The 26,928-nt window shown below is 64.0% G+C and carries 30 protein-coding genes; 15 read left to right on the top strand and 15 right to left on the bottom strand.

Features of this window, described 5'->3' with window-relative positions:
• Window positions 1-51: 51 nt before the first annotated feature.
• The 4 genes from XH98_RS25665 to sdhC all read right to left on the bottom strand — a co-directional run bounded on the left by XH98_RS25665 (window position 52) and on the right by sdhC (window position 3,583).
• Window positions 52-834: a succinate dehydrogenase iron-sulfur subunit gene (locus XH98_RS25665; protein ID WP_057752396.1), complete on the bottom strand. Its 783-nt coding sequence runs from the start codon at window positions 832-834 to the stop codon at window positions 52-54.
• Between the two features lie 107 nt (window positions 835-941).
• Complete coding sequence (gene sdhA / locus XH98_RS25660) at window positions 942-2,777, bottom strand: succinate dehydrogenase flavoprotein subunit (RefSeq protein WP_271597322.1); 1,836 nt, start codon at window positions 2,775-2,777, stop codon at window positions 942-944.
• A 3-nt stretch (window positions 2,778-2,780) separates the two neighbouring features.
• The gene (gene sdhD / locus XH98_RS25655; protein WP_057752399.1) at window positions 2,781-3,185 is read right to left on the bottom strand and encodes a succinate dehydrogenase, hydrophobic membrane anchor protein; all 405 of its coding nucleotides are present in this window, start codon (window positions 3,183-3,185) and stop codon (window positions 2,781-2,783) included.
• Window positions 3,182-3,583, bottom strand: a complete 402-nt coding sequence (sdhC, locus tag XH98_RS25650) for a succinate dehydrogenase, cytochrome b556 subunit (protein WP_057752402.1) — start codon at window positions 3,581-3,583, stop codon at window positions 3,182-3,184. The genes sdhD and sdhC overlap by 4 nt, the downstream gene beginning before the upstream one ends.
• A 516-nt stretch (window positions 3,584-4,099) precedes the next feature.
• On the opposite strand from sdhC, the gene XH98_RS25645 reads away from it, so the two are divergent.
• The gene (locus tag XH98_RS25645) at window positions 4,100-4,960 is read left to right on the top strand and encodes a sulfite exporter TauE/SafE family protein (protein WP_271620274.1); all 861 of its coding nucleotides are present in this window, start codon (window positions 4,100-4,102) and stop codon (window positions 4,958-4,960) included.
• Window positions 4,961-5,102: 142 nt separating this feature from the next.
• Here the strand turns inward: XH98_RS25645 and XH98_RS25640 are convergent, their stop codons facing one another.
• Entirely contained in the window at window positions 5,103-6,632 is a 1,530-nt protein-coding gene (locus tag XH98_RS25640) for a malonate--CoA ligase (protein WP_271620273.1), read from the bottom strand.
• Window positions 6,633-6,727: 95 nt separating this feature from the next.
• On the opposite strand from XH98_RS25640, the gene XH98_RS25635 reads away from it, so the two are divergent.
• The 4 genes from XH98_RS25635 to XH98_RS25620 all read left to right on the top strand — a co-directional run bounded on the left by XH98_RS25635 (window position 6,728) and on the right by XH98_RS25620 (window position 9,959).
• Window positions 6,728-7,489: an SDR family oxidoreductase gene (locus XH98_RS25635; RefSeq protein ID WP_271600177.1), complete on the top strand. Its 762-nt coding sequence runs from the start codon at window positions 6,728-6,730 to the stop codon at window positions 7,487-7,489.
• Window positions 7,490-7,799: 310 nt separating this feature from the next.
• Complete coding sequence (locus XH98_RS25630) at window positions 7,800-8,354, top strand: fasciclin domain-containing protein (protein ID WP_271600178.1); 555 nt, start codon at window positions 7,800-7,802, stop codon at window positions 8,352-8,354.
• A 181-nt stretch (window positions 8,355-8,535) separates the two neighbouring features.
• A complete protein-coding gene (locus tag XH98_RS25625; protein ID WP_271620272.1) occupies window positions 8,536-9,165 on the top strand; it encodes a cytochrome b/b6 domain-containing protein in 630 nt (209 codons plus the stop codon).
• A gap of 11 nt (window positions 9,166-9,176) precedes the next feature.
• Complete coding sequence (locus XH98_RS25620; protein ID WP_271600180.1) at window positions 9,177-9,959, top strand: molybdopterin-binding protein; 783 nt, start codon at window positions 9,177-9,179, stop codon at window positions 9,957-9,959.
• A gap of 102 nt (window positions 9,960-10,061) precedes the next feature.
• Here the strand turns inward: XH98_RS25620 and XH98_RS25615 are convergent, their stop codons facing one another.
• A complete protein-coding gene (locus XH98_RS25615; RefSeq protein WP_271620271.1) occupies window positions 10,062-11,261 on the bottom strand; it encodes a YbfB/YjiJ family MFS transporter in 1,200 nt (399 codons plus the stop codon).
• A 245-nt stretch (window positions 11,262-11,506) separates the two neighbouring features.
• Here XH98_RS25615 and leuB point away from each other — a divergent pair, with 245 nt between their 5' ends.
• Window positions 11,507-12,619 (top strand): 3-isopropylmalate dehydrogenase, encoded by a 1,113-nt coding sequence (gene leuB / locus XH98_RS25610; RefSeq protein ID WP_271620270.1) that lies wholly within the window; start codon window positions 11,507-11,509, stop codon window positions 12,617-12,619.
• A gap of 133 nt (window positions 12,620-12,752) precedes the next feature.
• Window positions 12,753-13,391: a DapH/DapD/GlmU-related protein gene (locus tag XH98_RS25605; protein WP_271620269.1), complete on the top strand. Its 639-nt coding sequence runs from the start codon at window positions 12,753-12,755 to the stop codon at window positions 13,389-13,391.
• 179 nt (window positions 13,392-13,570) lie between these two features.
• Here the strand turns inward: XH98_RS25605 and XH98_RS25600 are convergent, their stop codons facing one another.
• Both XH98_RS25600 and XH98_RS25595 read right to left on the bottom strand, forming a co-directional pair.
• Complete coding sequence (locus XH98_RS25600) at window positions 13,571-13,957, bottom strand: hypothetical protein (RefSeq protein ID WP_271600184.1); 387 nt, start codon at window positions 13,955-13,957, stop codon at window positions 13,571-13,573.
• A 156-nt stretch (window positions 13,958-14,113) separates the two neighbouring features.
• Window positions 14,114-14,902, bottom strand: a complete 789-nt coding sequence (locus tag XH98_RS25595) for a hypothetical protein (protein ID WP_271600185.1) — start codon at window positions 14,900-14,902, stop codon at window positions 14,114-14,116.
• A gap of 116 nt (window positions 14,903-15,018) precedes the next feature.
• Between XH98_RS25595 and XH98_RS25590 the strand changes: the two genes are divergently transcribed.
• On the top strand, window positions 15,019-16,053 hold the full coding sequence (locus XH98_RS25590) for an aspartate-semialdehyde dehydrogenase (RefSeq protein WP_271600186.1): 1,035 nt from the start codon (window positions 15,019-15,021) through the stop codon (window positions 16,051-16,053).
• A 178-nt stretch (window positions 16,054-16,231) separates the two neighbouring features.
• Here XH98_RS25590 and XH98_RS25585 read toward each other — a convergent pair whose 3' ends face one another.
• A complete protein-coding gene (locus XH98_RS25585; RefSeq protein ID WP_271600187.1) occupies window positions 16,232-16,873 on the bottom strand; it encodes a carbonic anhydrase in 642 nt (213 codons plus the stop codon).
• A 111-nt stretch (window positions 16,874-16,984) separates the two neighbouring features.
• On the opposite strand from XH98_RS25585, the gene XH98_RS25580 reads away from it, so the two are divergent.
• Window positions 16,985-17,866, top strand: a complete 882-nt coding sequence (locus tag XH98_RS25580) for an HpcH/HpaI aldolase/citrate lyase family protein (RefSeq protein ID WP_271620268.1) — start codon at window positions 16,985-16,987, stop codon at window positions 17,864-17,866.
• A gap of 222 nt (window positions 17,867-18,088) precedes the next feature.
• A complete protein-coding gene (locus tag XH98_RS25575; RefSeq protein WP_271620267.1) occupies window positions 18,089-18,841 on the top strand; it encodes a hypothetical protein in 753 nt (250 codons plus the stop codon).
• Window positions 18,842-18,899: 58 nt separating this feature from the next.
• Here the strand turns inward: XH98_RS25575 and XH98_RS25570 are convergent, their stop codons facing one another.
• Entirely contained in the window at window positions 18,900-19,655 is a 756-nt protein-coding gene (locus XH98_RS25570; protein WP_271620266.1) for an SDR family NAD(P)-dependent oxidoreductase, read from the bottom strand.
• Window positions 19,656-19,845: 190 nt separating this feature from the next.
• Here XH98_RS25570 and XH98_RS25565 point away from each other — a divergent pair, with 190 nt between their 5' ends.
• Window positions 19,846-20,739 carry an AraC family transcriptional regulator gene (locus XH98_RS25565; RefSeq protein ID WP_271620265.1) on the top strand — a complete coding sequence of 298 codons (894 nt, stop codon included), beginning with the start codon at window positions 19,846-19,848 and terminating at the stop codon, window positions 20,737-20,739.
• Window positions 20,740-20,749: 10 nt separating this feature from the next.
• Complete coding sequence (locus tag XH98_RS25560) at window positions 20,750-21,523, top strand: N-acyl homoserine lactonase family protein (RefSeq protein ID WP_271620264.1); 774 nt, start codon at window positions 20,750-20,752, stop codon at window positions 21,521-21,523.
• A gap of 11 nt (window positions 21,524-21,534) precedes the next feature.
• Here the strand turns inward: XH98_RS25560 and XH98_RS25555 are convergent, their stop codons facing one another.
• The 4 genes from XH98_RS25555 to XH98_RS25540 all read right to left on the bottom strand — a co-directional run bounded on the left by XH98_RS25555 (window position 21,535) and on the right by XH98_RS25540 (window position 23,594).
• On the bottom strand, window positions 21,535-21,954 hold the full coding sequence (locus XH98_RS25555; protein ID WP_271600193.1) for a hypothetical protein: 420 nt from the start codon (window positions 21,952-21,954) through the stop codon (window positions 21,535-21,537).
• Window positions 21,955-22,186: 232 nt separating this feature from the next.
• Window positions 22,187-22,765, bottom strand: coding sequence for a cytochrome b/b6 domain-containing protein (locus XH98_RS25550; RefSeq protein WP_271600194.1), 579 nt, complete (start codon window positions 22,763-22,765; stop codon window positions 22,187-22,189).
• Window positions 22,766-22,818: 53 nt separating this feature from the next.
• Window positions 22,819-23,097, bottom strand: a complete 279-nt coding sequence (locus XH98_RS25545) for a PepSY domain-containing protein (protein WP_271600195.1) — start codon at window positions 23,095-23,097, stop codon at window positions 22,819-22,821.
• Between the two features lie 146 nt (window positions 23,098-23,243).
• The gene (locus XH98_RS25540) at window positions 23,244-23,594 is read right to left on the bottom strand and encodes a hypothetical protein (protein WP_271600196.1); all 351 of its coding nucleotides are present in this window, start codon (window positions 23,592-23,594) and stop codon (window positions 23,244-23,246) included.
• Between the two features lie 90 nt (window positions 23,595-23,684).
• Here XH98_RS25540 and XH98_RS25535 point away from each other — a divergent pair, with 90 nt between their 5' ends.
• A complete protein-coding gene (locus tag XH98_RS25535) occupies window positions 23,685-24,215 on the top strand; it encodes a TetR/AcrR family transcriptional regulator (RefSeq protein WP_271600197.1) in 531 nt (176 codons plus the stop codon).
• Between the two features lie 115 nt (window positions 24,216-24,330).
• Window positions 24,331-24,528, top strand: a complete 198-nt coding sequence (locus XH98_RS25530) for a Trm112 family protein (RefSeq protein ID WP_271600198.1) — start codon at window positions 24,331-24,333, stop codon at window positions 24,526-24,528.
• Window positions 24,529-24,593: 65 nt separating this feature from the next.
• Here XH98_RS25530 and XH98_RS25525 read toward each other — a convergent pair whose 3' ends face one another.
• Window positions 24,594-25,814 (bottom strand): ubiquinone biosynthesis hydroxylase, encoded by a 1,221-nt coding sequence (locus XH98_RS25525; protein WP_271620263.1) that lies wholly within the window; start codon window positions 25,812-25,814, stop codon window positions 24,594-24,596.
• Between the two features lie 217 nt (window positions 25,815-26,031).
• On the opposite strand from XH98_RS25525, the gene tesB reads away from it, so the two are divergent.
• A complete protein-coding gene (gene tesB / locus XH98_RS25520) occupies window positions 26,032-26,895 on the top strand; it encodes an acyl-CoA thioesterase II (protein ID WP_271600200.1) in 864 nt (287 codons plus the stop codon).
• Window positions 26,896-26,928: the final 33 nt, after the last annotated feature.

Genomic DNA, 26,928 nt, shown 5'->3' with positions numbered 1-26,928 from the left:
CAGATTGCCCCCCGGCCGCCCGGGCCGGGGCAGAGCCAGCGTCGATACGGCCTAGATCTGGCGTTCGACCATCTTGAGCTTGAGCTCGGCGATGGCCTCGGCCGGGTTCAGGCCCTTCGGGCAGGCCTTGGCGCAGTTCATGATGGTGTGGCAGCGGTACAGGCGGAACGGATCCTCGAGATTGTCCAGCCGTTCGCCGGTCGCCTCATCGCGTGAGTCAGACACCCAGCGGTTGGCCTGGAGCAGCGCGGCCGGGCCGAGATAGCGGTCGCTGTTCCACCAATAGCTCGGGCAGGAGGTCGAGCAACAGGCGCACAGGATGCACTCGTAGAGGCCGTCGAGCTTCTCGCGGTCCTCGTGGCTCTGGCGCCATTCCTTCTGCGGCGTCGGCGAGGTCGTCTTCAGCCACGGCTCGACGGAGGCGTATTGCGCGTAGAAATTGGTGAGGTCCGGAACCAGGTCCTTGACCACCGGCTGGTGCGGCAGCGGGTTGATCTTCACCGCGCCGTCCTTCACGTCGTGCATCGAGCGGGTGCAGGCCAGCGTGTTCTGGCCGTCGATGTTCATGGCGCAGGAGCCGCAGACGCCTTCGCGGCAGGAGCGGCGGAAGGTCAGCGACGGATCGATGTGGTTCTTGATCCAGATCAGGCCGTCCAGCACCATCGGACCGCAATCATTGACGTCGACGTAATAGGTGTCGACGCTCGGATTCTTGCCGTCGTCAGGATTCCAGCGATAGACGCGAAACTCGCGCGTCTCGGTCGCGCCTGCGGGCTTCGGCCAGGTCTTGCCGCCGGTGATTTTCGAGTTCTTGGGAAGTGCGAATTCAACCATTGCTCTAACCTTTCGTCATTCCGGGGCGATGCGCAGCATCGAACCCGGAATCTCGAGATTCCGGGTCCGGTCCTTCGGACCATCCCGGAATGACGGCTACTGTTGGATCAATACACGCGCGCTTTCGGCGGGATGTACTGCACGTCGTTGGTCATGGTGTAGTCGTGAACCGGGCGGTACTCGATCTTGACCTTGCCCTTGTCGTCGAGCCAGGCCAGCGTGTGCTTCATCCAGTTCTGGTCGTCGCGCGCGGAAAAGTCCTCGCGCGCATGCGCGCCGCGGCTCTCGGTGCGGTTGGCGGCCGAGTTCATCGTCACCACCGCCTGCGAGATCAGATTGTCGAATTCCAGCGTCTCGACGAGATCCGAATTCCACACCAGCGAGCGGTCGGACACGGCGATGTCGGTGATGCCGCTGTGGACCTTCGCGATCAGGTTCTGGCCTTCGCTCAGCACTTCGCCGGTGCGGAACACGGCGCAATTGTTCTGCATCACGTGCTGCATGCCTTCGCGCAGCTTTGCGGTCGGCGTGCCGCCGGAGGCATAGCGATAATGGTCGAGGCGGCCGAGCGCGAGATCGGCCGAGTTCGCCGGCAGCTCGGGCTGCTTGCCGTTCGGCGTCAGCTTCTCGGCCAGGCGCAGCGCCGCGGCGCGGCCGAACACGACGAGGTCGATCAGCGAGTTCGAGCCGAGGCGGTTGGCGCCGTGCACGGAAACGCAGGCCGCTTCGCCGATCGCCATCAGGCCGGGGATGACGGCGTTGTCGTCGCCGTCCTTCTTGGTCAGCACTTCGCCGTGATAGTTCGTGGGGATACCGCCCATGTTGTAGTGCACGGTCGGCACGATCGGGATCGGCTCGCGCGTCACGTCGACATTGGCGAAGATCTTGGCGGATTCGGAGATGCCCGGCAGGCGCTCGGCGAGCACGGCCGGATCGAGATGGTCGAGATGCAGGAAGATGTGGTCCTTCTTCTTGCCGACGCCGCGCCCTTCGCGGATCTCGATGGTCATTGCGCGCGAGACGACGTCGCGTGACGCCAGGTCCTTCGCCGAGGGCGCGTAGCGCTCCATGAAGCGCTCGCCTTCGGAGTTGACGAGGTAGCCGCCTTCGCCGCGGGCACCCTCGGTGACCAGGCAGCCCGAACCGTAAATGCCGGTCGGGTGGAACTGCACGAACTCCATGTCCTGGAGCGGCAGGCCGGCGCGCAGCACCATGCCGCCGCCGTCGCCGGTGCAGGTGTGCGCCGAGGTGCAGGAGGCATAGGCGCGGCCATAGCCGCCGGTGGCGAGGATCACGGTCTGGGCGCGGAAGCGGTGCAGCGTGCCGTCGTCGAGCTTGAGCGCGATGACGCCGCGGCAGGTGCCCTGGTCGTCCATGATCAAATCGATGGCGAAGAACTCGATGAAGAACTCGGCCGCATGGCGCAGCGACTGGCCATACATCGTGTGCAGCATGGCGTGGCCGGTGCGGTCGGCGGCGGCGCAGGTGCGCTGCGCCTGGCCCTTGCCGTAGTCCATGGTCATGCCGCCGAACGGACGCTGGTAGATCTTGCCGTCCTCGGTGCGCGAGAACGGCACGCCCCAATGCTCGAGCTCGTAGACCGCCTCGGGCGCGTTGCGCACCATGTATTCGATCGCGTCCTGATCCCCGAGCCAGTCCGACCCCTTCACGGTGTCGTACATGTGCCAGCGCCAGTCGTCCTTGTGCATGTTGCCGAGCGAAGCGGAGATGCCGCCCTGGGCCGCGACCGTGTGCGAGCGGGTCGGAAACACCTTGGTGATGCAGGCCGTCTTCAGGCCGGCCTCGCTGCAACCGACCACGGCGCGCAAGCCCGCGCCGCCGGCGCCGACCACGACGACGTCATAGGTGTGGTCCTCGATCGGATAGGCTTTGCCGTTGGTGGCGGGAGCGCCGTTGGCCTTGCCATTCGTCTCGTTGGCCATGGCTTACACTCCGGATGACAGTTTGATGATCGCGTAGGTCGAGGCGAGCGCGACGGCGATCGAGAAGAAATTATTGAGCATGATCGAGATGAGCTTCAGCTTCTCGTTGTGGACGTAGTCCTCGATCACGACCTGCATGCCGATCTTCATGTGCCAGGCGCTGGCGATGATGAAGAGCAGCATGATCACCGCGATCGGCAGCGAGCCGAGGATCACCTTGGCGCCGGCCTGGTTGCTGCCGAGCGTCATCATGACGACGATGATCACCGGCAGCATCAGCAGGGTCATCGCAACGCCGGTGAGGCGCTGGCGCCAGAAATCAGAGGTTCCCGAATGCGCGGCGCCGAGATTGCGGACGCGGCCAAGCGGGGTGCGCATGCTGCGCTTCGGCGTATCGCTGGCGCTCATCGTATACCTCCGATCGCGTAGGCGATGATCCAGATCAGAACCGTCAGCACGATGCCGCCGATCAGGGCCGCCCAGGTCAGCGCCTCGCGCTCATTGGCCTTGAAGCCGAAGCCGAGGTCCCACACGAAGTGCCTGACACCGCTCAGCATGTGGTGCATCAGCGCCCAGGTGTAGCCGAACACGACGAGCCGGCCGATGATGCTGCCGGTGAAGGCCTGCACATTGGAATAGGCGGCGGCGGAGCCGGACGCCGCTGCGATCAGCCACCAGGCCAGCAGCAGGGTTCCGACGTAAAGGGCGATACCAGTGGCGCGATGGACGATGGACAGCGCCATCGTCAACGTCCAGCGGTAGACTTGCATGTGTGGTGAAAGCGGTCGTTCGATCCGTGCGGTCATGGGCTTTTGATGTTTATGGCGGCCCAGCCGGGCGCGCGCGGGGATCGCGAAAGGTCGGCTCTATTTACGGAGTCGATTTCGCCTGCGCAATCACCAAATCGCCATAAATCGAACCGGCGTTCAGCTCTACGGCGTTGATGCATCAAGCCAATCAGGGCCTTGGTATACCAGAGCAATGGTGCACCGGCGAAAAACAGAACGTCTGTTCATCCTTTGTGGCGGCCGTTGAGGCGCATTGAAATTACTATTGGAACGGCTCCAAGCTGCCGACCGGCTGTCGAGGTTCGAACCAGTCAGTTCATGGCGCGCCGACCGCTTGGCAAGCTTGCGTGTCATTGCCAATTTCCGCGAGACGCATCGATTTTCCGCAAGGCGGCGGATATGCGCCGTCTGCAATCCACCCAAGATCGTCGGCGTAGCGTGTCGACCGCGCGAATCGGATCGCCTACAGCTTCGCGCGCAGCTCGCCACGTCGTTGCGAATCGGAAAGTTGCGGCGCGCTGCGGGCGGGTCCCGATGATCGCAGGTCTTGATATCAAGGAACTCGTCGAGCTCGCGTTGCTGCTGATCGCAGTCGGCGCACTCTCGGGATTTCTCGCCGGCGTGTTCGGCATTGGCGGCGGCGCGATTCTCGTGCCGGTGTTTTATGAATGCTTCCGCATCGCCGGCGTGCCGCTCGACGTCCGCATGCCGCTCTGCGTCGGCACCTCGCTCGCGGTGATCATTCCCACATCGATCCGTTCTTTCCAGGCGCATTACAAGCGCGGTGCCGTCGACATGTCGATCCTGCGCGCCTGGTGGCTGCCGATTCTGATCGGGGTGATTGCCGGCAGCGTGGTCGCGCGCTATGCGCCGGAGCGCTTGTTCAAGATCGTGTTCGTCGTTGTCGCCTATTCAGCCGCCATGCGCCTCATCTTCGCGCGCGAGGCCTGGAAGCTCGGTGACGACCTGCCGAAGGGTCTGCCGATGCGCATCTACGGTTTTTGCGTCGGCATCCTGTCGACGCTGATGGGCATCGGCGGCGGCCTGTTTTCGAACCTCTTGATGACGTTTTACGGTCGGCCGATCCACCAGGCCGTCGCGACCTCGTCGGCGCTCGCCGTGCTGATCTCGATCCCCGCCGCGGTCGGCTACATCTATGCCGGCTGGCCAGCCGCTGCGAATTATCCCGCCGTTGCAGCGCTGCAAATCCCCTTTGCACTCGGCTACGTCTCGCTGATTGGCGCCGTGCTGGTGATGCCGATGAGCCTCGTGACCGCGCCGCTCGGCGTGAAGGCCGCACACGCGATGTCGAAGCGCACGCTGGAGGCCGCGTTCGGGTGCTATCTCTTCATCGTCGGCAGCCGGTTTGTGGTGAGCCTGGCGGGCGGACAGTGAGTGTGGCTGCGTAGGGTGGGTTAGCCGTGCAGATGCGCGAAGCGTATCTGCTCGGCGTAACCCGCCACTTCTGTCACCGCGGAGACCAAAGCGGTGGGTCACGCCTTCGGCTAACCCACCCTACAGGAGCTGCGAACTCGCCTCACTTCTTCGCGTAAATATCCTTGTAGGTATCCCGCAGCACGTTCTTCTGCACCTTGCCCATCGTATTGCGCGGCAATTCATCGACGACGAACACCCGCTTCGGCATCTTGAACTTGGCGAGCCGTCCGTCGAGCGCCTTCAACACGGCAGCCTCGGTGACCTCGGCGCCCTTGTTGCAGACCAGCACCGCCGTCACCCCCTCGCCGAAATCGGCATGCGGCACGCCGATCACGGCGGACTCGATCACGCCGGGCATGGCGTCGATCTCGCTCTCGATTTCCTTGGGATAGACGTTGAAGCCGCCGGAGATGACGAGATCCTTGCCGCGGCCGAGGATATGGACGTAGCCCTTGTCGTCGATCTTGCCGAGGTCGCCGGTGATGAAGAAGCCGTCGGGCCGGAATTCCGACTTGGTCTTCTCGGGCATGCGCCAATAGCCCTTGAACACGTTGGGGCCCTTGACCTCGATCATGCCGATCTCCTCGCGCGGCAGCTCCTTGCCGGTCTCGGGCTCGGTGACGCGGACGGAGACGCCGGGCAGGGGGAAGCCGACGGCGCCGGGGACGCGCTCGCCGTCATAGGGGTTCGACGTGTTCATGTTGGTTTCGGTCATGCCGTAGCGCTCGAGCACGGCGTGACCGGTGCGTGCGGACCATTCGCGATGGGTCTCGGCCAGCAACGGCGCCGAGCCCGAGATGAACAGCCGCATATGCTTGGTCGTCTCCTTCGACAGCGCAGGATTCTGCAGCAAGCGCGTGTAGAAGGTCGGCACGCCCATCAGCACGGTGGCGCGCGCCATCAGCTTGATGATCAGGTCAGGATCGAGCTTGGGCAGGAAGATCATCGAGGCCCGCGCGAACAGCGTCACGTTGGTCGCCACGAACAGGCCGTGGGTGTGATAGATCGGCAGCGCGTGGATCAGCACGTCCTTGTCGGTGAAGCGCCAATAGTCGACGAGCGACAGCGAGTTCGAGGCCAGATTGTCGTGGCTGAGCATCGCGCCCTTGGAGCGGCCGGTCGTGCCCGAGGTGTAGAGGATCGCAGCGAGGTCGTCGTTGGCCCGTGCGACCGTCGCGAATTCGCCGCTGGTCTTGTCAGCTGCCTCGGTCAGCGAGCCCTTGCCGTCAGCGCCGAGCGTCTCGACCTTGGCCTTCACCTTGGCGGCGATCGGGGCGAGCCCTTCCGCCTTGGAGGGGTCACAGACAACCAGCGAAGGTTCGGCATCGCCGATGAAGTAGTCGAGCTCGTTCAGCGTATAGGCGGTGTTGAGCGGCAGATAGACCGCGCCAGCCCGCACGGTCGCCAGATACAGCACGATATTGGCGACCGACTTTTCGACCTGCACCGCGACGCGATCGCCGGGCTTCACGCCGCGCGCGACCAGCACATTCGCCACCTGGCCTGCCCGCGCGATCAGATCGCCATAGCTGATCCGGGCGCCGTCATGCGTCTCGATCGCGAGGCGGTTGGGGTCGTCCAGGCCGTCGAACAGGCGGGAAAACAGGTTGGCGTTGGCTGCGTGGTTCATGCAAGATTTCCTCGACCGCAGGACTGACAAGGCCGGTCAAAACCGAGGGCTGGATTAGCAAAAACCGCCCCAATGAAGCAACGGAGACAGTTTGCATGACAAAAAATGGGAAACGCGTGGCCTGGGTCACCGGCGGCGGCAGCGGGATCGGGGAGGCCGGCGCCGAGGCGTTGGCCGCCGACGGCTGGACGGTGGTGGTTTCGGGGCGCCGCAAGGACGCTTTGGAGACCGTGGTCGCGAAGATCACTAAGGCGGGCGGCTTGGCCGAAGCCATCGCGCTGGACGTGGCCAATGCGGACCAGGCCCAGAAGGCAGCCGACGGAATCGTCGCGAAGCATGGCCGCATCGACCTGCTCGTCAACAATGCCGGCATCAATGTCCCCAAGCGCAGCTGGAAGGATATGGAACTGGAGGGCTGGGACAGACTGGTCCAGGTCAATCTCAACGGCGTGCTCTATTGCATGCGCGCAGTGCTGCCGACGATGCGCAAGCAGCAGGACGGCTCGATCATCAACGTCTCGTCCTGGGCCGGCCGTCACGTCTCCAAGATGCCGGGCCCGGCCTACACCACCACCAAGCATGCGGTGCTGGCGCTGACCCATTCCTTCAACATGGACGAATGCGTCAACGGCCTGCGCGCCTGCTGCCTGATGCCGGGCGAGGTGGCGACCCCAATCCTGAAGCTGCGCCCGGTGGTGCCGAGCGAGGAGGAGCAGGCCAAGATGCTGCAGCCCGAAGATCTCGGCCGCACCATCGCGTTCATCGCCTCGATGCCGCCGCGCGTCTGCATCAACGAGCTCCTGATCAGCCCGACCCATAATCGCGGCTTCATCCAGACGCCGAACAATAGAGACTGAGGCGGGCACACTGCCGTAGGGTGGGCAAAGCGAAGCGTGCCCACGCATTTTCCGTGATCGAGAGAGATGGTGGGCACGGCGCTTCACGCCTTTGCCCACCCTACGGCACCGTGCGATTGCGCACCCACCCCACACGGACACGCCGCCCCATAGTTTCACGCATCACAATAAATTATTCCCCGAAACCGCCGTGCGAACCCTCCCGTAGTTCGGCCAACGACGCGCTGCTGCTTCACGTCAACTGTCGCAGACGCCGTTGTTGCCCCAACGCAAACGCCGGCGATCGCCGGTCACAATCGGGAGTCTCTCCATGTCGAAGCGCATTGCCTATCTCACCGCTGCTGCCTTCAGCGCGCTGGCCGTCACCGCAACAATCATCGCGCCCGCCCGCGCCGAGGAAAAGACCGTCATGGTCGGCGGCGCCGCGATGTTCCCCTCCAAGAATATCGTCCAGAACGCGGTCAATTCGAAAGACCACACCACGCTGGTGGCGGCGGTGAAGGCAGCAGGTCTCGTCCCGACGCTGGAAGGCAAGGGCCCGTTCACGGTGTTCGCGCCGACCAATGCCGCTTTCGGCAAGCTGCCGGCCGGCACCGTCGATAACCTGGTCAAGCCCGAGAACAAGGCGACCCTGACCAAGATCCTCACCTACCATGTCGTGCCCGGCAAGCTCGAGGCTTCCGACCTCACCGATGGCAAGAAGCTGAAGACGGCCGAGGGCGAGGAACTCACCGTCAAGAAGCAGGACGGCAAGGTCTGGATCATCGATGCCAAGGGCGGCACCTCGATGGTGACGATCTCCAACGTCAACCAGTCCAACGGCGTGATCCATGTGGTCGACACCGTGCTGATGCCGGCAACGTAACACCGCACCCTCCTGTTTCATCCCCGACAGGATGCGGACGAAATAGCGAGCCGGGGACACCCGGCTCGCATTATTTTGACCACCATAGCCTGACGGTATCGATTCGATTTGCCGCGTGGCGTAACGAAAGCGGCCGGACCGGCGTATAATCACCGACACCGACGTTCAGGACGGAACCACCATGTCGAGCCTTACCGCGACCGACGAGCAAATCAGCGCCACCAAGGCCAAGGTGATCCAGCCGGCCTGGGTCCGCGTCATGCACTGGACCAACGCCGTCGCCATGATCCTGATGATCATGTCGGGCTGGCAGATCTACAACGCCTCGCCGCTGTTCGACTTCCGCTTCTCCCACGACATCACGCTGGGCGGCTGGCTCGGCGGCGCGCTGCTCTGGCATTTTGCGGCGATGTGGCTGCTGATGGTCAACGGCCTCGCCTATCTCGTCACCGGTTTCGCCACCGGCCGCTTCCGGAAAAAGCTGCTGCCGATCACGCCGTCAGGCGTGCTCCATGACGTCAAGGCGGCGCTGACCTTCAAGCTCGCCCATGACGATCTCACCGTCTACAATTACGTGCAGCGGCTACTCTATGCCGGCATCATCGTGGTCGGCGTGCTAATCGTGCTGTCGGGCCTGTCGATATGGAAGCCGGTGCAATTGCACTGGCTGGTGACGTTGTTCGGCGACTATCCGACCGCGCGCTACGTCCATTTCTTCTGCATGGCCGCGATCTGCGCCTTCCTCGTCATTCACGTGCTGCTCGCGCTGCTGGTGCCGAAGAGCCTGCGCGCGATGATCGTCGGCCGCTGAGGAGAATAACGATGGCCAAGCGCTCATTCCTGATCCCCGGCGTCGACAAGCGGCTGCTGATCAAGGACTCCCTCAAGGTGATGCCCGATCTCACCCGCCGCCGCTTCATCGCCGGCGGCGCCAGCCTCGGGGCGCTGACGCTGCTCACCGGCTGCGACGTGATCGATTCGTCCTCGGCCGAGGAGATGCTGAAGAGCGTCTCGAAGTTCAACGACGCGGTGCAGGATTTCATCTTCAATCCCGACGCGCTGGCGCCGACCTTTCCCGAGAGCGCGATTACGAAGCCGTTCCCGTTCAACGCCTATTACGATCTCGACGATGCGCCCGAAGTCGATGGCAAAGACTGGAAGCTCGAGGTCCGCGGCCTCGTCGACGTCAAGAAATCCTGGACGCTGGACGAGCTCACCAAGCTGCCGCAGTTCACCCAAATCACCCGCCACATCTGCGTCGAGGGTTGGAGCGCGATCGGCAGCTGGACCGGCACGCCCTTGCGCGATTTCCTCAAGCTTGTCGGCGCCGACACGCGCGCGAAATACGTCTGGTTCCAGTGCGCCGACAAGGACGGCTACAACTCGCCCTTGGACATGCGCACCGCGCTGCATCCGCAGACGCAGATGACGTTCAAATATGCGGGCGAGATCCTGCCGCGCGCCTACGGTTTCCCGATGAAGATCCGCGTGCCGACAAAACTCGGCTTCAAGAACCCGAAATACGTCGTCTCGATGGAAGTCACCAACGACTACAAGGGCGGCTATTGGGAAGACCAGGGCTATAATTCGTTCAGTGGGAGCTAGCGGCGAACTCCCCTGCCGTAGGGTGGGCAAAGGCGCGTGGCGCCGTGCCCACCATCTCTCTCGATCGCGAAAAATGCGTGGGCACGCTTCGCTTTGCCCACCCTACGGCACCGGTTGCTTTGCCGGCCCCACCTTCCGTTGCAGCAGCGCCAGCACCGCGCCCAACGCCAGCAGCGCCGCGGATACATTGAGCGCGTAGCTCAAGCTCCCCAGCGCGTCCGTGATCGCGCCGACCACGATCGGGCCGAGCGTCTGGCCGATGCCGAACGAGATCGTCATCGCCGCGATCGCGGTCGGCCACATCGGCGGCGGATAGTTGAAACGCACGAAGGCAGTGGTCGAGCCGACGACCGCGAAGAAGGCGACGCCGAACACCAGCGCCGAGATTGCGAGCCATGCGGGCGAATGGCCGAGGATCGGCAAGGCCGCGCCAACAGCGTTGGTGCCGAGGATGATCGCGGTGGCGAGACCGCCGCGATCGAGCGCGAGCACGCGGCGCCAGGCCCAGGGCGTGACGAACGCACTCATGCCGATCAGGCCCCAGAACCCGGCTTGCGCCGCGGCCCCGCCGCCGCCGTCGCGCACATAGGCGATCATGAAGGTCATGTAGGCGATGTAACCGGCGCCGAACAGGAAGTAAGCGGCGAGATAGATCAGCACCGGCAGAACGGCGAAGGCGCCGTTTCTGCCTTCGGAAAAGCGCGCGCCGCTCTCGATCCGCACCAGAAACAGTGGCACGGTCATCGCGGCCGAGAGCAGCGTCATTGCCCACCACACGATCCACCATGAGCCCGGACCGAAATGCTGCAGCGTGAACGGTGCGATCAGCCCGGACGCGAGAATGCCGATTCCGGGCCCGGCGTAAAACAGGCTCAGCAGGAAATTGGCCCGTTCAGGGCGCGACTGCGCGATTGAAGCCGCCAGCGCGCCGCCGGCGACGAAGCCGGCCGCGGCCCCGAGGCCGAGCACCAGGCGGGCGATGCTCAGCGCGATGAAATTCCCCGTCAGTGCACAGGTGGCCAGCGCGGCGAGGCAGGCGAGGGTTCCGCCGCGGATCGCCGCCGACCAGCCAATGCGCTGGATCAGCCGGGACGCGGCCAGCGCCCCCACGAGGTAGCCGACGGCGTTGATGGTGTTCATGAAACCTGCCGCCGAGTAGGACCAGCCGAGGTCCTCCCGCATGTCGGGCAGCACCAGCGCATAGGCAAAGCGGCCGATGCCGAGCCCGACGGTGGCGGCCAGCGACAGGGTCAGGATCAGCCGCGCGGGATGCGCGACAGGTGGGCGGCGAGGTGCGGGCAAGGGGGTACTCCGGCGGGGCGCAGTGTGGCAGGCCCGGTCCGCCTTGCACAGCCGCACCCCGGCAATGGTGTCTTGCCAAGCGCGCAACGCCGCTCTAGCACTCCGGCCGACCTGTCATTCCGGGGCGCGCAAAGCGCGAGCCCGGAATCCATTTTCCCGCTTGCGCTGTGGCCCGATGGATTCCGGGCTCGCTCGCTACGCTCGCGCCCCGGAATGACGGCTTAGAATTGAGAGGAAGAACTGATATGGCGACCCACAAATTGCTGCTGCTCCCCGGCGACGGTATCGGCCCCGAGGTGATGGGCGAGGTGAAGCGGCTGATCGACTGGCTCAATTCGTCAGGTGTCGCCAAATTCGAGACCGATACGGGTCTGGTCGGCGGCTCCGCCTATGACGCCCACAAGGTGTCGATCTCCGAAGGCGACATGGCCAAGGCCAAGGACGCCGATGCCGTGATCTTCGGCGCGGTCGGCGGTCCGAAATGGGATTCGGTGCCTTATGAGGTCCGCCCGGAAGCCGGCTTGTTGCGCCTGCGCAAGGATCTCGCTCTGTTCGCCAACCTCCGCCCGGCGGTGTGCTATCCGGCGCTGGCCGATGCCTCCAGCCTGAAGCGCGAGGCGGTCGAGGGCCTCGACATCGTCATCGTGCGCGAACTCACCGGCGGCGTCTATTTCGGCGAGCCCAAGACCATCACCGATCTCGGCAACGGCCAGAAGCGCGCTATCGATACCCAGGTCTACGACACCTATGAGATCGAGCGCATCGGCCGCGTCGCCTTCGAGCTTGCCAGGAAGCGCAAGAACAAGGTGACGTCGATGGAGAAGCGCAACGTCATGAAGTCGGGCGTGCTCTGGAACGAGGTCATGACCCAGCTCCACAAGCGCGAATATCCCGACGTCACGCTCGAGCACCAGCTCGCCGATTCCGGCGGCATGATGCTGGTGAAGTGGCCGAAGCAGTTCGACGTCATCGTCACCGACAATCTGTTCGGCGACATGCTGTCCGACATCGCCGCGATGCTCACCGGCTCGCTCGGCATGCTGCCCTCGGCCTCGCTCGGCGAGGTCGACGTCAAGACCAGGAAGCGCAAGGCGCTGTACGAGCCGGTGCACGGCTCGGCTCCTGATATCGCCGGCAAGGGTCTCGCCAATCCGATCGCGATGATCTCGTCCTTCGGCATGGCGCTGCGCTATTCCTTCGACATGGGCGACCTCGCCGACAAGGTCGATGCCGCCATCGCTGCCGTGCTCGCCAGCGGTCTTCGCACCGCCGACATCAAGTCGGAAGGCACCACCGCCGCCTCGACCACGCAAATGGGCGAAGCGATTTTGAAGGAATTGCAGAAGCTGCACGCGTAGCCACAAGCACCGCAATCGTAGGGTGGGCAAAGCGCAAGCGTGCCCACCAGTTGGTTGTGATTAGAGAGAGATGGTGGGCACGGCGCGATGCGCCTTTGCCCACCCTACGGCACCTGCTCCCGGAGCTACTTTCATGGATGCCTCACCCCGCCCCAAGATCGCGGAAACCTTCATCCATGAAACCGTGCGCCAGCGCGAGGCGCAGATCGGGCGGCGCTGCGAGATCCTTAGCCACACCCGGATCGAATACGCCGCGCTCGGCGATTACTCCTATCTCGGCGAATATTGCGACGTCGCCGACGCCGTGATCGGCAAGTTCACCGCCATCGCCAATTCGGTGCGGATCGGCGCGCCCAATCATCCGATGGGGCGGCCGTCGCAGCATCGCTTCACCTATGTCCCCGAATATTACGAGGCGGGCGCAACGCGCGATCGCGACTTCTTCGCCGATCGCCGCGGCGACCGCGTCATCGTCGGCAATGATGTCTGGATCGGCCACGCCGCAATCCTGCTGACGGGCGTCAGCGTCGGCGACGGCGCGGTGATCGGCGCGGGCGCCGTCGTCAGCCGCGATGTCGCGCCCTATACCATCGTCGGCGGCGTGCCTGCGCGCGCCATCCGCAAGCGCTTCGATGATGCTGTCGCGGCAAGCCTGCGCCGCATCGCCTGGTGGGACTGGCCTGACGAGCTGATCTTCGAACGCCTCGCCGATTTCCGCTCCGAGGCAATCGAGGAGTTTTGCCGGCGCTATGATCCGGCGGCCAATTCGTAGGGTGGGTTAGCCTTGCGATTACGCGAAGCGCAATTCGCTTGGCGTAACCCACCTCGTCTGTCGCTGCGGAAACCAAAGTGGTGGGTTACGCCACGCAGATGCGCTCCGCGCATCTGCGAGATCTCGCAAAAAAATGGCCGGGCGCGAGCCCGGCCTTTTGATTCGAACGATATGCCCGCTCAGTACAGCGGGAAATTCTGCGGGTAGCCGCCGACATCGGCCGGGGTCGCCAGCGGCTGGCGATCGATCGGGCGGTTGAGGTTTTCGCGGGCGAAGGACGGATAGCCGACGGCCGGCGGGAAGGCGTAGTCGGTGAACTTGCGGTCGCCCGGATTGACCTCGGTGCCGCCGTCGAGCCAGGAGCGCTTGCTCACATAGATGCGGGTGCGACCCTGCTGGTAGACCGCGTTGGGACCAGCAGGGCCGTAATAGGGACGGCCGCGATCGTCAAAGCGCTGCTTGGTCTTGGTGTCGGCCGAGGCCGGCGCCGCGAAGGCCACGGCCATCACGGCGCTCGCCGCAAGCAAGGTCGCCAATTTGTTCGCGGCAAAAAAATTCGAGCTCATCACGTCCCCTTCAGGCGGCAAGCCGCCAGTCGATTTCACCCCATACTAGCCCGGCCGGGGGCACTGCAACTAGGTCAATTCAGTCACACCAACACGGAATAATCGGGCGCGCCGGCAAAAGTTGCATGAATACCAGCGACTTGGGCTTGATGCGGGTCAAAGCGCGCCGCGCAATTGCGCATTCGCCGCGCCCAGCAGCCAGTCGGCCGGGCCGGGGGGATCACAGGAGCGGCGCTTCAGCTCGGCATGGGCGAACATCTCCGCCAGCTTCGGCTCGTTGCCGGAGGTCAGCAGCGTCAGCCGGTTCAGCATGCAGGCGATCGCGGCGCGCCGGGCCGGCATGGTGTCGCCCTGGCAGGAGAAGCCGGAGATCTGCAGCGGTGGCTCCTCGTTGCGCTTGAGGTAGCCGAGGCACGCCGGCGAGCCGTCCGCGGTGCCCGATGGCCGAAACAGGGCGACAGGGCCGAACTTGGTGTCGATCAGGCCGGCCTGCTCCAGCGCGGTGGCCGCCACGAGGCCCATTTGGATGGCGAGGCCGGCGGCTGCCGGACGCGTCACGTCGAATTCGTTGCCTTCCCGGTAGATCTCGAGCTCGGCCCAAGGTCTGTCGGCGTCGCCAGCCCAGCGCATGACGTCGCGGCGGCCGCCTTCGGGGTGCCTGAAAATTGTATAAGAGGCTGTTTTCTCTGATGTATCGAACCGGCTGAGGGCGAAGGCCGGATGCGAACGGTCAGCGATAGCCCAGCCCGGTTTCGCGGCAGGCTCATCGTCACGCAAATCGGGCAGCTGGCCGAGCCCGGCAAGCGCCAGGATGGCAAACAGGGCCAGCGCCCCCACATAGGCGAACAGGCGCGCCAGCGTCCCGACCACCTCGTCGGCGAAATTGGCAAGCGCCAGATCGATCTGGGTGGGGTTTGCGGCCATGCTGGCCTCAGGCGACTGCATCCACGGCCTTCAGGCAGGGTCCAACGTTGTCTTGAGGCCGGTTCTCGCATAGAAGCGCTGCTCTTCCTGTTTAAGCGTCAGCTTCAGGAACGGGCTTTTTCATCGGAGAGTGAACGATGGGTTACAAAGTCGCAGTCGTCGGCGCGACCGGCAATGTCGGACGGGAAATGCTCAACATCCTCGATGAGCGCAAATTCCCCGCGGACGAGGTCGTGGCCCTGGCGTCACGCCGCAGCGTCGGCGTCGAGGTCTCCTATGGCGACCGTACCCTGAAGGTCAAAGCCCTCGAGCACTACGATTTCTCCGACGTCGATATCTGCCTGATGTCGGCCGGCGGCTCGGTGTCGAAGGAATGGTCGCCGAAGATCGGCGCCGCCGGCGCCGTCGTGATCGACAATTCCTCGGCCTGGCGTATGGACTCGGACGTGCCGCTGATCGTGCCCGAGGTGAACGCGGCCGCGACCGAAGGCTTCAGGAAGAAGAACATCATCGCCAACCCGAACTGCTCGACCGCGCAGCTCGTGGTGGCGCTCAAGCCGCTGCACGACAAGGCCACCATCAAGCGCGTCGTGGTCTCGACCTATCAATCGGTGTCGGGCGCCGGCAAGGATGCCATGGACGAATTGTTCTCGCAGACCAAGGCCGTCTACACCAATGACGAGCTGGTCGCGAAGAAGTTTCCCAAGCGCATCGCCTTCAACGTCATCCCCCACATCGACGTCTTCATGGAGGACGGCTACACCAAGGAAGAGTGGAAGATGATGGCGGAGACCAAGAAGATCCTTGATCCCAAGATCAAGCTCTCCGCCACCTGCGTGCGCGTGCCCGTGTTCGTCGGTCACTCCGAGGCCGTCAACATCGAGTTCGAGAATCCGATCAGCGCCGACGAAGCGCGCAACATCCTGCGCGTGGCGCCCGGCTGCCTCGTCATCGACAAGCAGGAGCCCGGCGGCTACGCCACGCCGTATGAAGCCGCCGGCGAGGACGCCACCTATATCAGCCGCATCCGCGAGGACGCGACGGTGGAGAACGGCCTCGTGCTGTGGTGCGTCTCCGACAATTTGCGCAAGGGCGCCGCGCTGAACGCGATCCAAATCGCGGAAGTCCTGATCAACCGCAAGCTGATCAGCGCGAAGAAGCAGGCGGCGTAACTCCGCTGCCGTAGGGTGGGCAAAGGCGCAAAGCGCCGTGCCCACGATCTTTTCCGATTGAAGCAGGTGGTGGGCACGCTTCGCTTTGCCCACCCTACGAATTCAAGCTGAAACGCGGCGACTGGTGAGTAGCGAATGGCGAATGGATTTCCATTCGCAACTCGCTACTCGCCATTCCCTACTCGCCACTCGCCTTCTTGAATTGCTTGCTCGCCTGGTCCAGCACGAACAGCGTTCCCTCGGCTACGCCGAAATAGGCGCCATGGAGCTGCATCTGGCCGCTCTCGACGGCCCTGCGCACGAACGGGAACGTCATCAGGTTTTCGAGGCTGCGGAACACTGCGGCCTTTTCGATGCGCTCGACGAACTGCGCCATGGTCTCGTGGTCGCGCTGCTCCACCACTTCGCCCGGCTTGATGAACATCTGCATCCATTTGCCGATGAAGTCGCCCGGCGTGAGCGGCTCGATCTTGTCGACGAAGGCGCGGATGCCGCCACATTGCGCGTGGCCGAGCACCACGATGTGCTTCACCTTCAGCACCGTCACGGCATATTCCAGCGCGGCCGAGACGCCATGCGCGTTCTCGTCGGGCTGGTAGGTCGGCACCAGATTGGCGATGTTGCGGACCACGAACAGCTCGCCGGGCCCGACATCGAAAATCACCTCGGGCGAGACGCGGCTGTCGCAGCAGCCGATCACCATGACTTCCGGCGACTGCCCTTTCACCGACAGCTCGCGGTAGCGACTCTGCTCGGCCGGCAGCCGCTGGGTGGCAAAGGCCTGGTAGCCTTCCAGCAAATGCTTCGGGAATGTGATCATGGCCTATGCCTAATCATAGACCGCCAGGGTGAACAAGCCTTTCGAATGGGCAGGCCAGATGCTATCGCCTCCAACCTGGAACAAGTCCGAGCCATCAGGAAGGAACGCAGCATGACCCGCCCGCGCCGCAGCCATCTGTTCATGCCCGGCTCCAATCCTCGCGCCCTTGAAAAGGCAAGGAATCTCGCCGCCGACGGCCTGATCCTGGACCTCGAGGATTCCGTCGCGCCTGACGCCAAGGCGCTGGCGCGCGACGGCATTGCCGCCGCGATCGCCGCAAAAGGCTTCGGCAAGCGCGAGGTCCTGATCCGGACCAACGGTCTCGACACGCAATGGTGGTCCGAAGACGTCGCCATGGCGGCCGAGGCTTCGCCTGACGGCATCCTGGTTCCAAAAGTTTCAAGCATCGAGGATCTCCGGAGCATCGGCCGCGACCTCGCCCATCTCGGCGCCGCGCCATCAGTGAAGGTCTGGGCGATGATCGAGACCGCGCGCGCGGTGCTGCATGCCGAGGCGCTGGCCGAGGCCGGACGCGATCCATCGAGCCGCCTCGCCGGCTTCGTGTTCGGCCCTAACGACATCTCGCGCGAGACGCGGATCAGGATGCTGCCCGGCCGCGCCGCGATGATCCCGATGATCACCCATTGCATCCTGGCGACGCGCGCCGCCGGTCTCGAGATCCTCGATGGCCCCTATAGCGACATCGCCAACCCCGACGGTTTCGCCACCGAATGCGCGCAAGCGCGCGATCTCGGCTTCGACGGCAAGACGCTGATCCATCCCTCGCAGATCGAGGCCTGCAACGCGATCTTCACGCCGCCCGAGGAGGACATCGCCCGCGCGCGAAAAATCATCGCGGCGTTCGAATTGCCGGAGAACGTCTCGCGCGGCGCGATCCGCCTCGACGGCGCAATGGTGGAGCGCCTGCACGCCGACATGGCGCGCCGCACCATCGCAATCGCGGACGCGATCGCCGCGATGAGCAAGGGCTGAGGTGTGAGCCAGTCCGCTTTGTCAACCTGGACAGCATTGGAACGCGGGTCGTTTTGAAGCTTTAAACGCCGCGAATGCATTGATTTGCCGCGCCGGTTTCTGATCACGACCGCGCGAAAATCGGCCGCGGTTGCTGCCGTTGACTTGCATAAGGCCCACGTCGCAAGGTAATGCCGGAAAGAATTGAAAGTGACTGGGTCCAACCTGGTGTGAGGTATCCTCATGACGGCTCTTGCGGAAGTGGCTGCTCCGGCCAATCTCGTTGACGAACTCACTGTTCATGCGGTGCGCAGCATCGAGGCCGCTGATCATTCCGCGTCTCCGTTTCCCCACATCGTCTTCCGCGATTTCTTCCCCGCGGATTTCTACCGGGACATGATCCGGAGCGTGCCGACCCAGGGCTACGATCCGATCACCGGTACGGGCACACGGATGGCGCTGCGCCTCTACGGTGAAAACGTCGACAAGATCGAGCCGTCATTGCGCCCCGCATGGGCTGCGGTGTCGGCCATGCTGACCTCGAAGCCTGTCGAGCAGGCGATACGGAACCGGCTGCATGACGGGCTCGAGATTCGCGCCCGCGGCGACAAGGTGGCCAGGGCTGAGGATCTGACGCTGGTCGCAAAGCCGGTCGTCTATGTCGACAGGGACGGCTATCAGATCAAGCCGCATCCGGACACGCGCAAGAAGGTCGTGACGATGCAGCTGTATTGCCCTGCCGACGGCAGCCAGGAAGCGCTGGGAACGACACTCTACCAGGCCTCGCTCAAGGGTCTGTTTCACGTCGGCTCCTACTGTCTGGAGCCCGTGAAGACGATCCCGTTCCTGCCCAATGTCGGCTATGCCTTCGTGGTCCTGAAGGCCTATCACACCCTGACCAGGATGAGCTGGCACGGCCGTCCGCAGATCCATACCGATCGTGACCGGGTCACCATTCTCAATACGTTCTACATGAACGAGACCGTCGGCTTCTGATCGTTGGGTCTGGACCGCGACCGGTTCGTCGCCGGTCGCGAGTACCACCGCGGCCTCGTCAGATCGTCTGGCCCCCGGACACCTCGACGCGCTGGGCCGTGATCCAGCGGTTGTCAGGACCGAGCAGGCTCGCGACCATCGGCCCGATGTCGTCGGGCAGGCCGACGCGGCCGAGCGCGGTCATTTGTGCAAATTGCTTGTTCAGATCAGGCAGGTCCCGGACGGCTCCGCCGAGGAAGTCGGTTTCGATCGCACCCGGCGCGACGACGTTGGCTGTGATGCCGCGTCCGCCGAACTCCTTGGCCATATACACCGTCAAGACCTCGATCGCGCCCTTCGCGGCTGCATAGGCGGAGAAGCCGGGGAAGGACACGCGCGTCAGCCCGCTGGAGAAGTTGATGATCCGGCCGTTGTCGGCAAGCAGCGGCAGCAAGGCCTGTGTCAGAAAGAATGGCCCTTTGACATGCGTGTCGAACAGGGCGTCGAATTGCAGCTCTGTCGTCTCGGCGATGGAAGCCATCTCGCCCTGGCCGGCATTGTTGACGAGATGATCGAACCTGGTCGCGCCCCAATGCATAGTCAGCGTCGATCGAACCTCTGCGACGAACGCGGGAAATGACGAGACGGAGGTAACGTCGAGTTCGAGCGCGACGGCCTTCCGGCCGAGCGCCTCGATCTCGGTGACGACCTCGCGGGCGGCGGAGGCGCCGCTGCGATACGTCACGATCACATCGCCGCCGTGACGCGCGATGGCGATCGCGGTGTTGCGGCCAAGACCCCGGCTGGCGCCAGTGACGAGCGAAATGGTGGGCATCGGAAGTTCCTCGTGGAGTTGCGGTGAGTTGCTTCTGCCCGCGATCGTTCGTCCGATGTTGCCGGATCCTCGGATCCTCTTGCCCAACACTCCAGAATGCGGCGGCGGCGGACTTGCCCAAAACTCCTGCTTTTCTGCCTGATTGCCCGGCGTTGTTGCTTGCGCGCCGGGCTCGGCCTAAAATTGGCGTGTGACCGAAACGCTGCTCCAGATGGCCAGTCGTTATTCCGCGGCTCACGCCGACGACAAAGGCATCGCCTCTACTCCCTTCGCCGGTGTCTCGATCATCCGCGAGACCGCGCCGAGCGCGCTCCTGTACGCGATCTCCAAGCCTCTGGTCGCATTGGTCCTGCAAGGTGCCAAACGTGTCGCGACCGGCCGGACGTCCTTCGACTTTGGTGCAGGCGATTCGCTGTTGATTGCGAGTGATGTGCCGACTGTCAGCCAGATCACGCGCGCGACGGCGGCGGCACCGTATCTTTCGCTCGTCCTCGAGCTCGACCCCACAATCATCGAAGGACTGGTGGTCGAGATGGGTTCGCTCCCGTTCATTCCGTCCCAACCGCTACGGGTCGAGCCTACGGAACAGGAGGTTGCGGATGCGGCGCTCCGCCTGTTGCGCCTGATCGACCGTCCCTCTGCCTTGCCGATCTTGCAGGGCCAGTTGGTGCGCGAGCTGCACTACTGGCTGCTGGCAGGACGGCACGGTGGCGCCATCAGGGCCCTCGGCATTGCCGACAGCCATGCCAAACGGATCGGCCGCGCCGTTGCCATCATCCGTGCCGACTACGCCAAGCCGTTGCGCATCGACCGGCTGGCCAGAGCCGCTGGCATGAGCCCGTCGGCGTTTCACGCGCACTTCCGGAGCGTCACGTCGGTGACCCCGCTCAAGTTTCAGAAGCAGCTGCGCCTGATCGAGGCGCGTCGCGCGATGCTGGCGGATGCTGCAAGCATCGCGGCCGCAGCCCATCAGGTCGGCTACGAAAGCGTCACGCAGTTCACGCGCGAATATTGCCGGCTGTTCGGGATGCCGCCCGGGCGCGACATGCGCGAGATGAAACGGCGCGCCGAAACGGCGGCGTGAAAGGTTGCTGATGGCGACGATCGACAAGGTCTACATCCTCGATGGCGGTATTGCAGAGGTCGAGGATGGCTCGATCTACTCTCCCGGCATCAATGTCGGCGTCCCCATGACGCTGAGTTGCAATGCCTATCTCATCAGTCACCGTGGCGAATGGCTGATCTGGGATACGGGAATCGAGGATGCGCTGGTGAAATACCCGGAAGGACGTATCATCGCGCATGGCATACGCGGCATCGTGCGTCGTCCCATCGCCGACCAGTTGGATGAAATTGGCGTGCGGCCCCGCGATGTCGGCACGATCATCCTGTCCCATGCCCATTTCGATCACATCGGAAATGTCGATCTGTTTGAAAATGCAAAATGGATCGCTCAGCGAGCCGAGTTTGAGGCCATGTTCGGACCGGAGCCTGACGAGTTCGGCTACTCGCTGCCGCACTACAAGATGTTGAAGGAGCGGCCTTACGAGATCGTCGATGGTGACCACGACATCTTCGGGGACGGCGCCGTGCGCATGATCTTCACGCCGGGCCATACTCCGGGGCATTGCTCGCTGATGGTAAGATTGCCGCGGCGCGGCGCCGTGCTGCTGAGCGGCGACGTCGCGCACAACAGGGAGAACCTCCGGCACATGCGCGTGCCGTCCTTCAATGCGGACCAGCACGCAACGGTCGCGTCCATGGCCAAAGTCGTCGAATTGCTTCGCGCCGAGAACGCCGAAATCTGGATCAATCACGATACGGCGCAGAGCGAGGGGCTACCTCACGTGCCAGACTGGATCGCGTGAACGCCCGCGCGTCAATGCGGCGCGACCTCAGTGCGATCGAGCGATTCCAGCGTCGCGGCGTTGCCGCAATAGCCGTGATAGTTTTCGGCCGCGGTGCCGTCGGCGAGATCGCGGTCGCACTCGCCCTTGTGACCGCAGAGCGAGCAGACCCGCTCCATGTCGCGCAGCAGCAGCGGCTGTGCGCGTCCGAGTGCTTCCGCGCTGATGCCGAGCTGCTCCAGCATCTTCGGCAATTCGTCGGCGGCATGCTTGCCGTTGCGGACCAGCTCTTCGAGGTCGTCAGGCGCGATCCTGAGATCGTTCGCGATCCGGTCGAAATCGAAGCGATCAAGCTGCCGCATCTCGGCCATCTCGCGGCGATGCTTCAGCCAGCTCGCGAAGGACTCGATGAGGTCCTGGACGACGGGATAAGGCCTGCTTGCGGTGCTCATGGAAAGCTCCATTCGAACGTCGGAACTGGAGCAACACTAGGCAAAATGGTGCAGGCGCGCGTTGCGCTGGATCAAATCACGAAGATTGTCAGCGAGCTTGCGCCGCCTCTCCCGCTTGCGGGGCCCGCTTGCGGGAGAGGGTCGGGGAGAGGGTTTCTCCTCGATGGGACAGTCCCCTAGAGGAGAACGCCCTCACCCACGTCGCTTCGCTCCGCGGCTCGATGATTCCAAATCAATGACCTCGGATGCGCTTGCGGCCCGTGATCATGGCCCGGATCAGGTTTTCGCGCTGAAGCAGGCTCATCAGCACCACGCCTGCAACGTGCAGCAGGACCAGAATCATGACGGCGTCCGATGCGAAGGCATGCGTGTCCTCGATCCACCAGACGCCGAAGAGGGTGACTGTCACCGACAGCGCGCCTGTGATCGCCGAGACGGCAATTGACAGCAGCAGCGCCACCAGCATCAGCGTCCCGGCGGGATTGAGCCCGATATAGCGGCCGGTGATGCCGCGGCGCAGGTTCCAGAGATAGGAGGGCGCGGCACGAAGGCGGACGCCGATCAAGCGAAAGCGCGAATAGCGGCTGCCCCAGAAGCCCCAGGCCAAACGGAAGACGAGAAGCCCGATCACCGCATAGCCGACGATGCGGTGAAGCTTGTCGTAGACGGTGGGTGTGAACCACGCCACCAGGACGCACGCTGCGAGAGCCCAATGCCAGAGCCGGAGCGGAAGGTCCCAGATTGCGACCGTCCGATCCGCGGGGGTCCGTTTCGCCCCCCCGCACGTGTCTGATACCGCGTTGCCGCTCAAGCCGGGACCACTTTCAAAGCATAAGCCCTACCTGGCAAACTTACTTGGCAAACCTACTTGGCGATCGTGTGCTTCAGGCTGAGATCTTCCGGGCTGTAGAACAGCTCATAGAGCTTGCCTTCCTTGACGCCATAGACCTCATAGCAGGAGCCTTCGATCTTGGAGCGACGCACTTCGTAACCCAGCGCCGTCGCCTTGGCTTCGGCGTCGCTGGCCGGCTTCCATGACGCCTTGTCGAGCTTGGTGCAATTCTTGAAACCGTCGGCCATCGCCGTCGATCCAGCGCCGATTCCGATCGCCAATGCCATGGCAACAACACGAATGACCTTCACGAACATCTCCTCTCCGTCATCTGCGCACCGCCTTGCGCGAGGCGCATCCGAAGGAAGCAAAGGCGGGCATGAAGTCAATCGACTCGGGTATGGCGTGATTTAGATAAGCTCTAACGTCGGATTGACGATGGCAGTCGTTGCGACGATCAGTAACCGGCCGCCGCCATCACCACGACGGCCGTGAGCGCCATCCAGCCGAAGTGGCGACCACGCGTCGCCCAAGCGTTGGCGCAGGCGGAAAGGCCGAACACGCCGATCATGGTCAGGACGATCCAGCGACGCGCCGAGGCTGAATCCATCCAGGGCGCGGCGACCAGCAGCACACCGCAGCCGATCCAGGCCACCGTCGAAGCCTGCCAGACCAGGCGGACCAGGGTGCGGAGCCGCGGCGGCTCGATGGTGGCACGGGGAAAGACCTTGGCTTCTCCGAGATAGCCATGGATGAGCGCCACGATAATGGCGCCGACGCCGGCACACTGCAGCAAGAGATCACGCATCAAGGCCTCCATACATGAGTGTATGGTGGGATAAGGGCTGGCCTGCCGGCTGTCAATACACTAGTGTATGGTCTGGGATCGGAACCCGACATGACCGAACAGCTCACCGCCGACGACTGGATCAGCCAGGGCATCAAGGCGCTCACCAGAGGCGGCTTTACCGCGCTGAAGGCCGATCCATTGGCAAGGGCCATCGGCGTCTCCCGCGGCAGCTTCTACTGGCATTTTGCCGATCTCGGCGCGTTCCACGCCGCCGTGCTGAGGCGCTGGCGCGAGATCGCGGCCGAGGAGATCATCGCCCGCGTCGAGGCCGACAGCGACGAGCCGCTCAGAGCGCTGCTGCGCAGGACCTTCGGCGCCCGGCTCGACCTGGAACGCGCGGTGCGCGCCTGGGCGGCGTTCGACGCGGCGGCGCAGGCGGCGGTCCGCGCCATCGACCGCCGCAGGCTCGATTATATCGAGGCCTTGCTGGCGAAACGGGGACTCGACGCCGCGACAGCGCAGGCGCGCGCGCAAATCCTGTACTGGACCTTTCTCGGCTTTGCGCTCTCGGCAGCGCCCGTGCCGAGCGCGCGGCTCCAGGGCCTGCTCGACGAGATCCAGAAGATGGTCTCTGACTAGCGTTTGACGCGTTTTCTTAACGCGAACCGGCGTCCACTTCGCTTGAAAACGCTACGGCCGGTGATGGGCGACCGCGAATTTCTGTGTTAGAGGCAAGCCAATGCCGGAGACCCCTATGAACGCGCCCACCGAACGCCCCGAAAACAGCGTCGATCCGAAACTGCTGGAGATCCTGGTCTGCCCGCTGACCAAGGGCCCGCTGGAATTCGACGCGGCCAAGCAGGAGCTGATCTCGCGGTCTGCGAGACTCGCTTATCCGATCCGCGACGGCATTCCGATCATGCTGCCGGAAGAGGCGAGGAAGATCGACTAAGCGAGTAGGGAGTGGCGAGTGGCGAATCGCAAAACTCTACTCGCCACTCTCCATTCGCTACTCGCCTACAGCGCCTCGCCCTTTAGCAGGCGAGGGATTTCGCCGGTGAGGCCGGCCGCCTGGCGGATGAAGAGATTCTTCAGAGGCGGGGTGCGGTCGACGATGCCGAGTCCGATGTCGCGGACGGTGCGCAGTAGCGTCGACTTATTCGAGAACAGGAAGTTGAGCGAGTTGGTGGCAACGCCCATCGCCATGGTGTCGAAGCGACGCCAGCGCTGGTAGCGTTCGAGCACGTCAGCGCCACCGAGATCCATGCCGAGCCGCGCGGCATCGACAACCACCTCGGCCAGCGCGGCGACATCCTTCAGCCCCATGTTGAGGCCTTGCCCCGCGATCGGGTGAATGACGTGGGCGGCATCGCCGACCAGCGCGAGGCGCTCGGCGACGAAGGAGCGCGCGACGAAATAGGACAGCGGAAACGCGCGCGGCTTGTCCAGCGCCTTGACCTCGCCGAGCTGCAAACCGAAACGCTGCTCGAGCTCGGCGTGAAATTCCTCGTCGCCAAGCCCAATGATGCGTGCGGCCTCTGCGCGACGCTCGGTCCAGACCAGCGAGGAGCGCCTTCCGGTCAGCGGCAAAATCGCAAACGGGCCCGCGGGCAAAAAGTGCTCTTCGGCGCGGCCTTCGTGATCGCGCTCGTGGCCGACGGTGACAACGATGCCGGATTGATCGTAGTCCCAGCCATGGGTGGCGATGCCGGCGCGCTCGCGCAGCTTCGATTTCGCACCGTCAGCTGCGACCAGAAGACTGGCGGCAATCTTGCTGCCATCGCCAAGCGTGACGTCAATGCCATCGGCGCTGGCCTCGTAGGACGCGACGGTGGTTGCGCGAAGATCGATGCCGGCGGCTTCGGCGCGGACCACCAGCGCATCGATCAGCCGACGGTTCTCGACCATGTGCGCGAAGGGTTCGCCCGGAGCGACGTCGCCGGCGAAATTCAGGAAGGTCGGACGTGTGGCGTCCTCCAGCTTCGAATCCGTGACGACCATGTCGAGGATCGGCTGCGCCTCGGCTTTCACATCGTCCCAGGCGCCGAGCACCTCGAACAGGCGGCGGCAGGCGGCCACGATCGCGGTTGCGCGGGGATCCCGGCTTGGCCGTGAGCTGAGCGCGGGATCGGCGACGATGACGGCAATCTCGGGGCCGAGCCCCTGACGCAGTGCCAGCGCGAGCGCCAGGCCCGCAAATGCGCCGCCGCCAATGACTATGTGACCCTGTACCGACATACCAAGTTTTCTCTGCCAAGCTTCCCAGTCAATTCTCGGGTCTTGCTAGCAGACTTGAGCTGGGCGAAACAGGGCGGTGAAACAAGGGCGGAACGGCCCGTCTGTGTCATTCCGGGGCGCGACAAAGTCGCGAACCCGGAATCCAGAGGTTATCAGCTCGAGATTCCGGGTTCGCACTGCGTGCGCCCCGGAATGACGACAATGCGAAAGCACCACCATGTCCAAAAGCCTGATCGACCTGATTTCGATCCTCGACCTCGAGCAGCTCGAGGTGAATTTGTTCCGCGGCAACAGCCCGAAGACAAGCTGGCAGCGGGTGTTCGGCGGGCAGGTGATCGGGCAGGCGATGGTCGCGGCCTGCCGCACGGTCGAGGGCCGGCTGCCGCATTCGCTGCATTGCTATTTCATCCTGCCGGGCGATCCGCAGATCCCGATCATCTACCAGGTCGAGCGTCTGCGCGACGGCAAGAGCTATTCGACGCGCCGTGTCACCGCAATCCAGCACGGCAACGCGATCTTCTCGATCATGGTATCGTTCCATGCCGAGGAAGAGTCCGCGTTCGACCACCAGGACAAGATGCCTGACGTGCCGCCGCCGGACAAGCTCACCGCGGAGGAGGTGGCGAAGCAGCCGATGTTCCGCGAGATGCCGGAGTTCATCCGCCGCTACTACGAATCCGATCGGCCGATCGAGCTGCGCCCGGTCGAGCTCGGCCGTTACTTCGGCCAGAAGATCGAGGACGGCCGCATCCATGTCTGGATCAAGACGGCGGCCAAGCTGCCCGACGATCCGGCGCTGCATATGTGCGCGCTGGCCTATGCCTCGGACTTCTCGCTGCTGGATGCGATCATGGCGCGCTATGGCCGCACGCTGTTCGACAAGCGCATGATGCCGGCAAGCCTCGACCACGCGATGTGGTTTCACCGCCCGTTCCGCGCCGACGAATGGCTGCTTTATTCGCAGGATTCGCCGAGCGCGCAAGGCGGCCGCGGCCTGACCCGCGGCTCGATCTTCAAGCCGGATGGCACGCTGGTCGCCTCCGTCGCGCAGGAAGGCTCCGTGCGCGAGCGCAGGAGCTGATGATCCCAAGCGCGAATTCATCGCGCTCGAGAT

Origin of the sequence: Bradyrhizobium sp. CCBAU 51745 (genome assembly GCF_028128715.1) — a bacterium.
GTDB lineage: Bacteria > Pseudomonadota > Alphaproteobacteria > Rhizobiales > Xanthobacteraceae > Bradyrhizobium > Bradyrhizobium manausense.
This window is presented reverse-complemented; position numbering and strand designations above follow the sequence as displayed.

Bases quoted from the DNA above. Each gene is read 5' to 3' on its own strand.
- XH98_RS25665 (WP_057752396.1), bottom strand. From the start codon at position 834: ATGGTTGAATTCGCACTTCCCAAGAACTCGAAAATCACCGGCGGCAAG.
- sdhA (WP_271597322.1), bottom strand. From the start codon at position 2,777: ATGGCCAACGAGACGAATGGCAAGGCCAACGGCGCTCCCGCCACCAAC.
- sdhD (WP_057752399.1), bottom strand. From the start codon at position 3,185: ATGAGCGCCAGCGATACGCCGAAGCGCAGCATGCGCACCCCGCTTGGC.
- sdhC (WP_057752402.1), bottom strand. From the start codon at position 3,583: ATGACCGCACGGATCGAACGACCGCTTTCACCACACATGCAAGTCTAC.
- XH98_RS25645 (WP_271620274.1), top strand. From the start codon at position 4,100: ATGATCGCAGGTCTTGATATCAAGGAACTCGTCGAGCTCGCGTTGCTG.
- XH98_RS25640 (WP_271620273.1), bottom strand. From the start codon at position 6,632: ATGAACCACGCAGCCAACGCCAACCTGTTTTCCCGCCTGTTCGACGGC.
- XH98_RS25635 (WP_271600177.1), top strand. From the start codon at position 6,728: ATGACAAAAAATGGGAAACGCGTGGCCTGGGTCACCGGCGGCGGCAGC.
- XH98_RS25630 (WP_271600178.1), top strand. From the start codon at position 7,800: ATGTCGAAGCGCATTGCCTATCTCACCGCTGCTGCCTTCAGCGCGCTG.
- XH98_RS25625 (WP_271620272.1), top strand. From the start codon at position 8,536: ATGTCGAGCCTTACCGCGACCGACGAGCAAATCAGCGCCACCAAGGCC.
- XH98_RS25620 (WP_271600180.1), top strand. From the start codon at position 9,177: ATGGCCAAGCGCTCATTCCTGATCCCCGGCGTCGACAAGCGGCTGCTG.
- leuB (WP_271620270.1), top strand. From the start codon at position 11,507: ATGGCGACCCACAAATTGCTGCTGCTCCCCGGCGACGGTATCGGCCCC.
- XH98_RS25605 (WP_271620269.1), top strand. From the start codon at position 12,753: ATGGATGCCTCACCCCGCCCCAAGATCGCGGAAACCTTCATCCATGAA.
- XH98_RS25600 (WP_271600184.1), bottom strand. From the start codon at position 13,957: ATGAGCTCGAATTTTTTTGCCGCGAACAAATTGGCGACCTTGCTTGCG.
- XH98_RS25595 (WP_271600185.1), bottom strand. From the start codon at position 14,902: ATGCAGTCGCCTGAGGCCAGCATGGCCGCAAACCCCACCCAGATCGAT.
- XH98_RS25590 (WP_271600186.1), top strand. From the start codon at position 15,019: ATGGGTTACAAAGTCGCAGTCGTCGGCGCGACCGGCAATGTCGGACGG.
- XH98_RS25585 (WP_271600187.1), bottom strand. From the start codon at position 16,873: ATGATCACATTCCCGAAGCATTTGCTGGAAGGCTACCAGGCCTTTGCC.
- XH98_RS25580 (WP_271620268.1), top strand. From the start codon at position 16,985: ATGACCCGCCCGCGCCGCAGCCATCTGTTCATGCCCGGCTCCAATCCT.
- XH98_RS25575 (WP_271620267.1), top strand. From the start codon at position 18,089: ATGACGGCTCTTGCGGAAGTGGCTGCTCCGGCCAATCTCGTTGACGAA.
- XH98_RS25570 (WP_271620266.1), bottom strand. From the start codon at position 19,655: ATGCCCACCATTTCGCTCGTCACTGGCGCCAGCCGGGGTCTTGGCCGC.
- XH98_RS25560 (WP_271620264.1), top strand. From the start codon at position 20,750: ATGGCGACGATCGACAAGGTCTACATCCTCGATGGCGGTATTGCAGAG.
- XH98_RS25555 (WP_271600193.1), bottom strand. From the start codon at position 21,954: ATGAGCACCGCAAGCAGGCCTTATCCCGTCGTCCAGGACCTCATCGAG.
- XH98_RS25540 (WP_271600196.1), bottom strand. From the start codon at position 23,594: ATGCGTGATCTCTTGCTGCAGTGTGCCGGCGTCGGCGCCATTATCGTG.
- XH98_RS25535 (WP_271600197.1), top strand. From the start codon at position 23,685: ATGACCGAACAGCTCACCGCCGACGACTGGATCAGCCAGGGCATCAAG.
- XH98_RS25530 (WP_271600198.1), top strand. From the start codon at position 24,331: ATGAACGCGCCCACCGAACGCCCCGAAAACAGCGTCGATCCGAAACTG.
- XH98_RS25525 (WP_271620263.1), bottom strand. From the start codon at position 25,814: ATGTCGGTACAGGGTCACATAGTCATTGGCGGCGGCGCATTTGCGGGC.
- tesB (WP_271600200.1), top strand. From the start codon at position 26,032: ATGTCCAAAAGCCTGATCGACCTGATTTCGATCCTCGACCTCGAGCAG.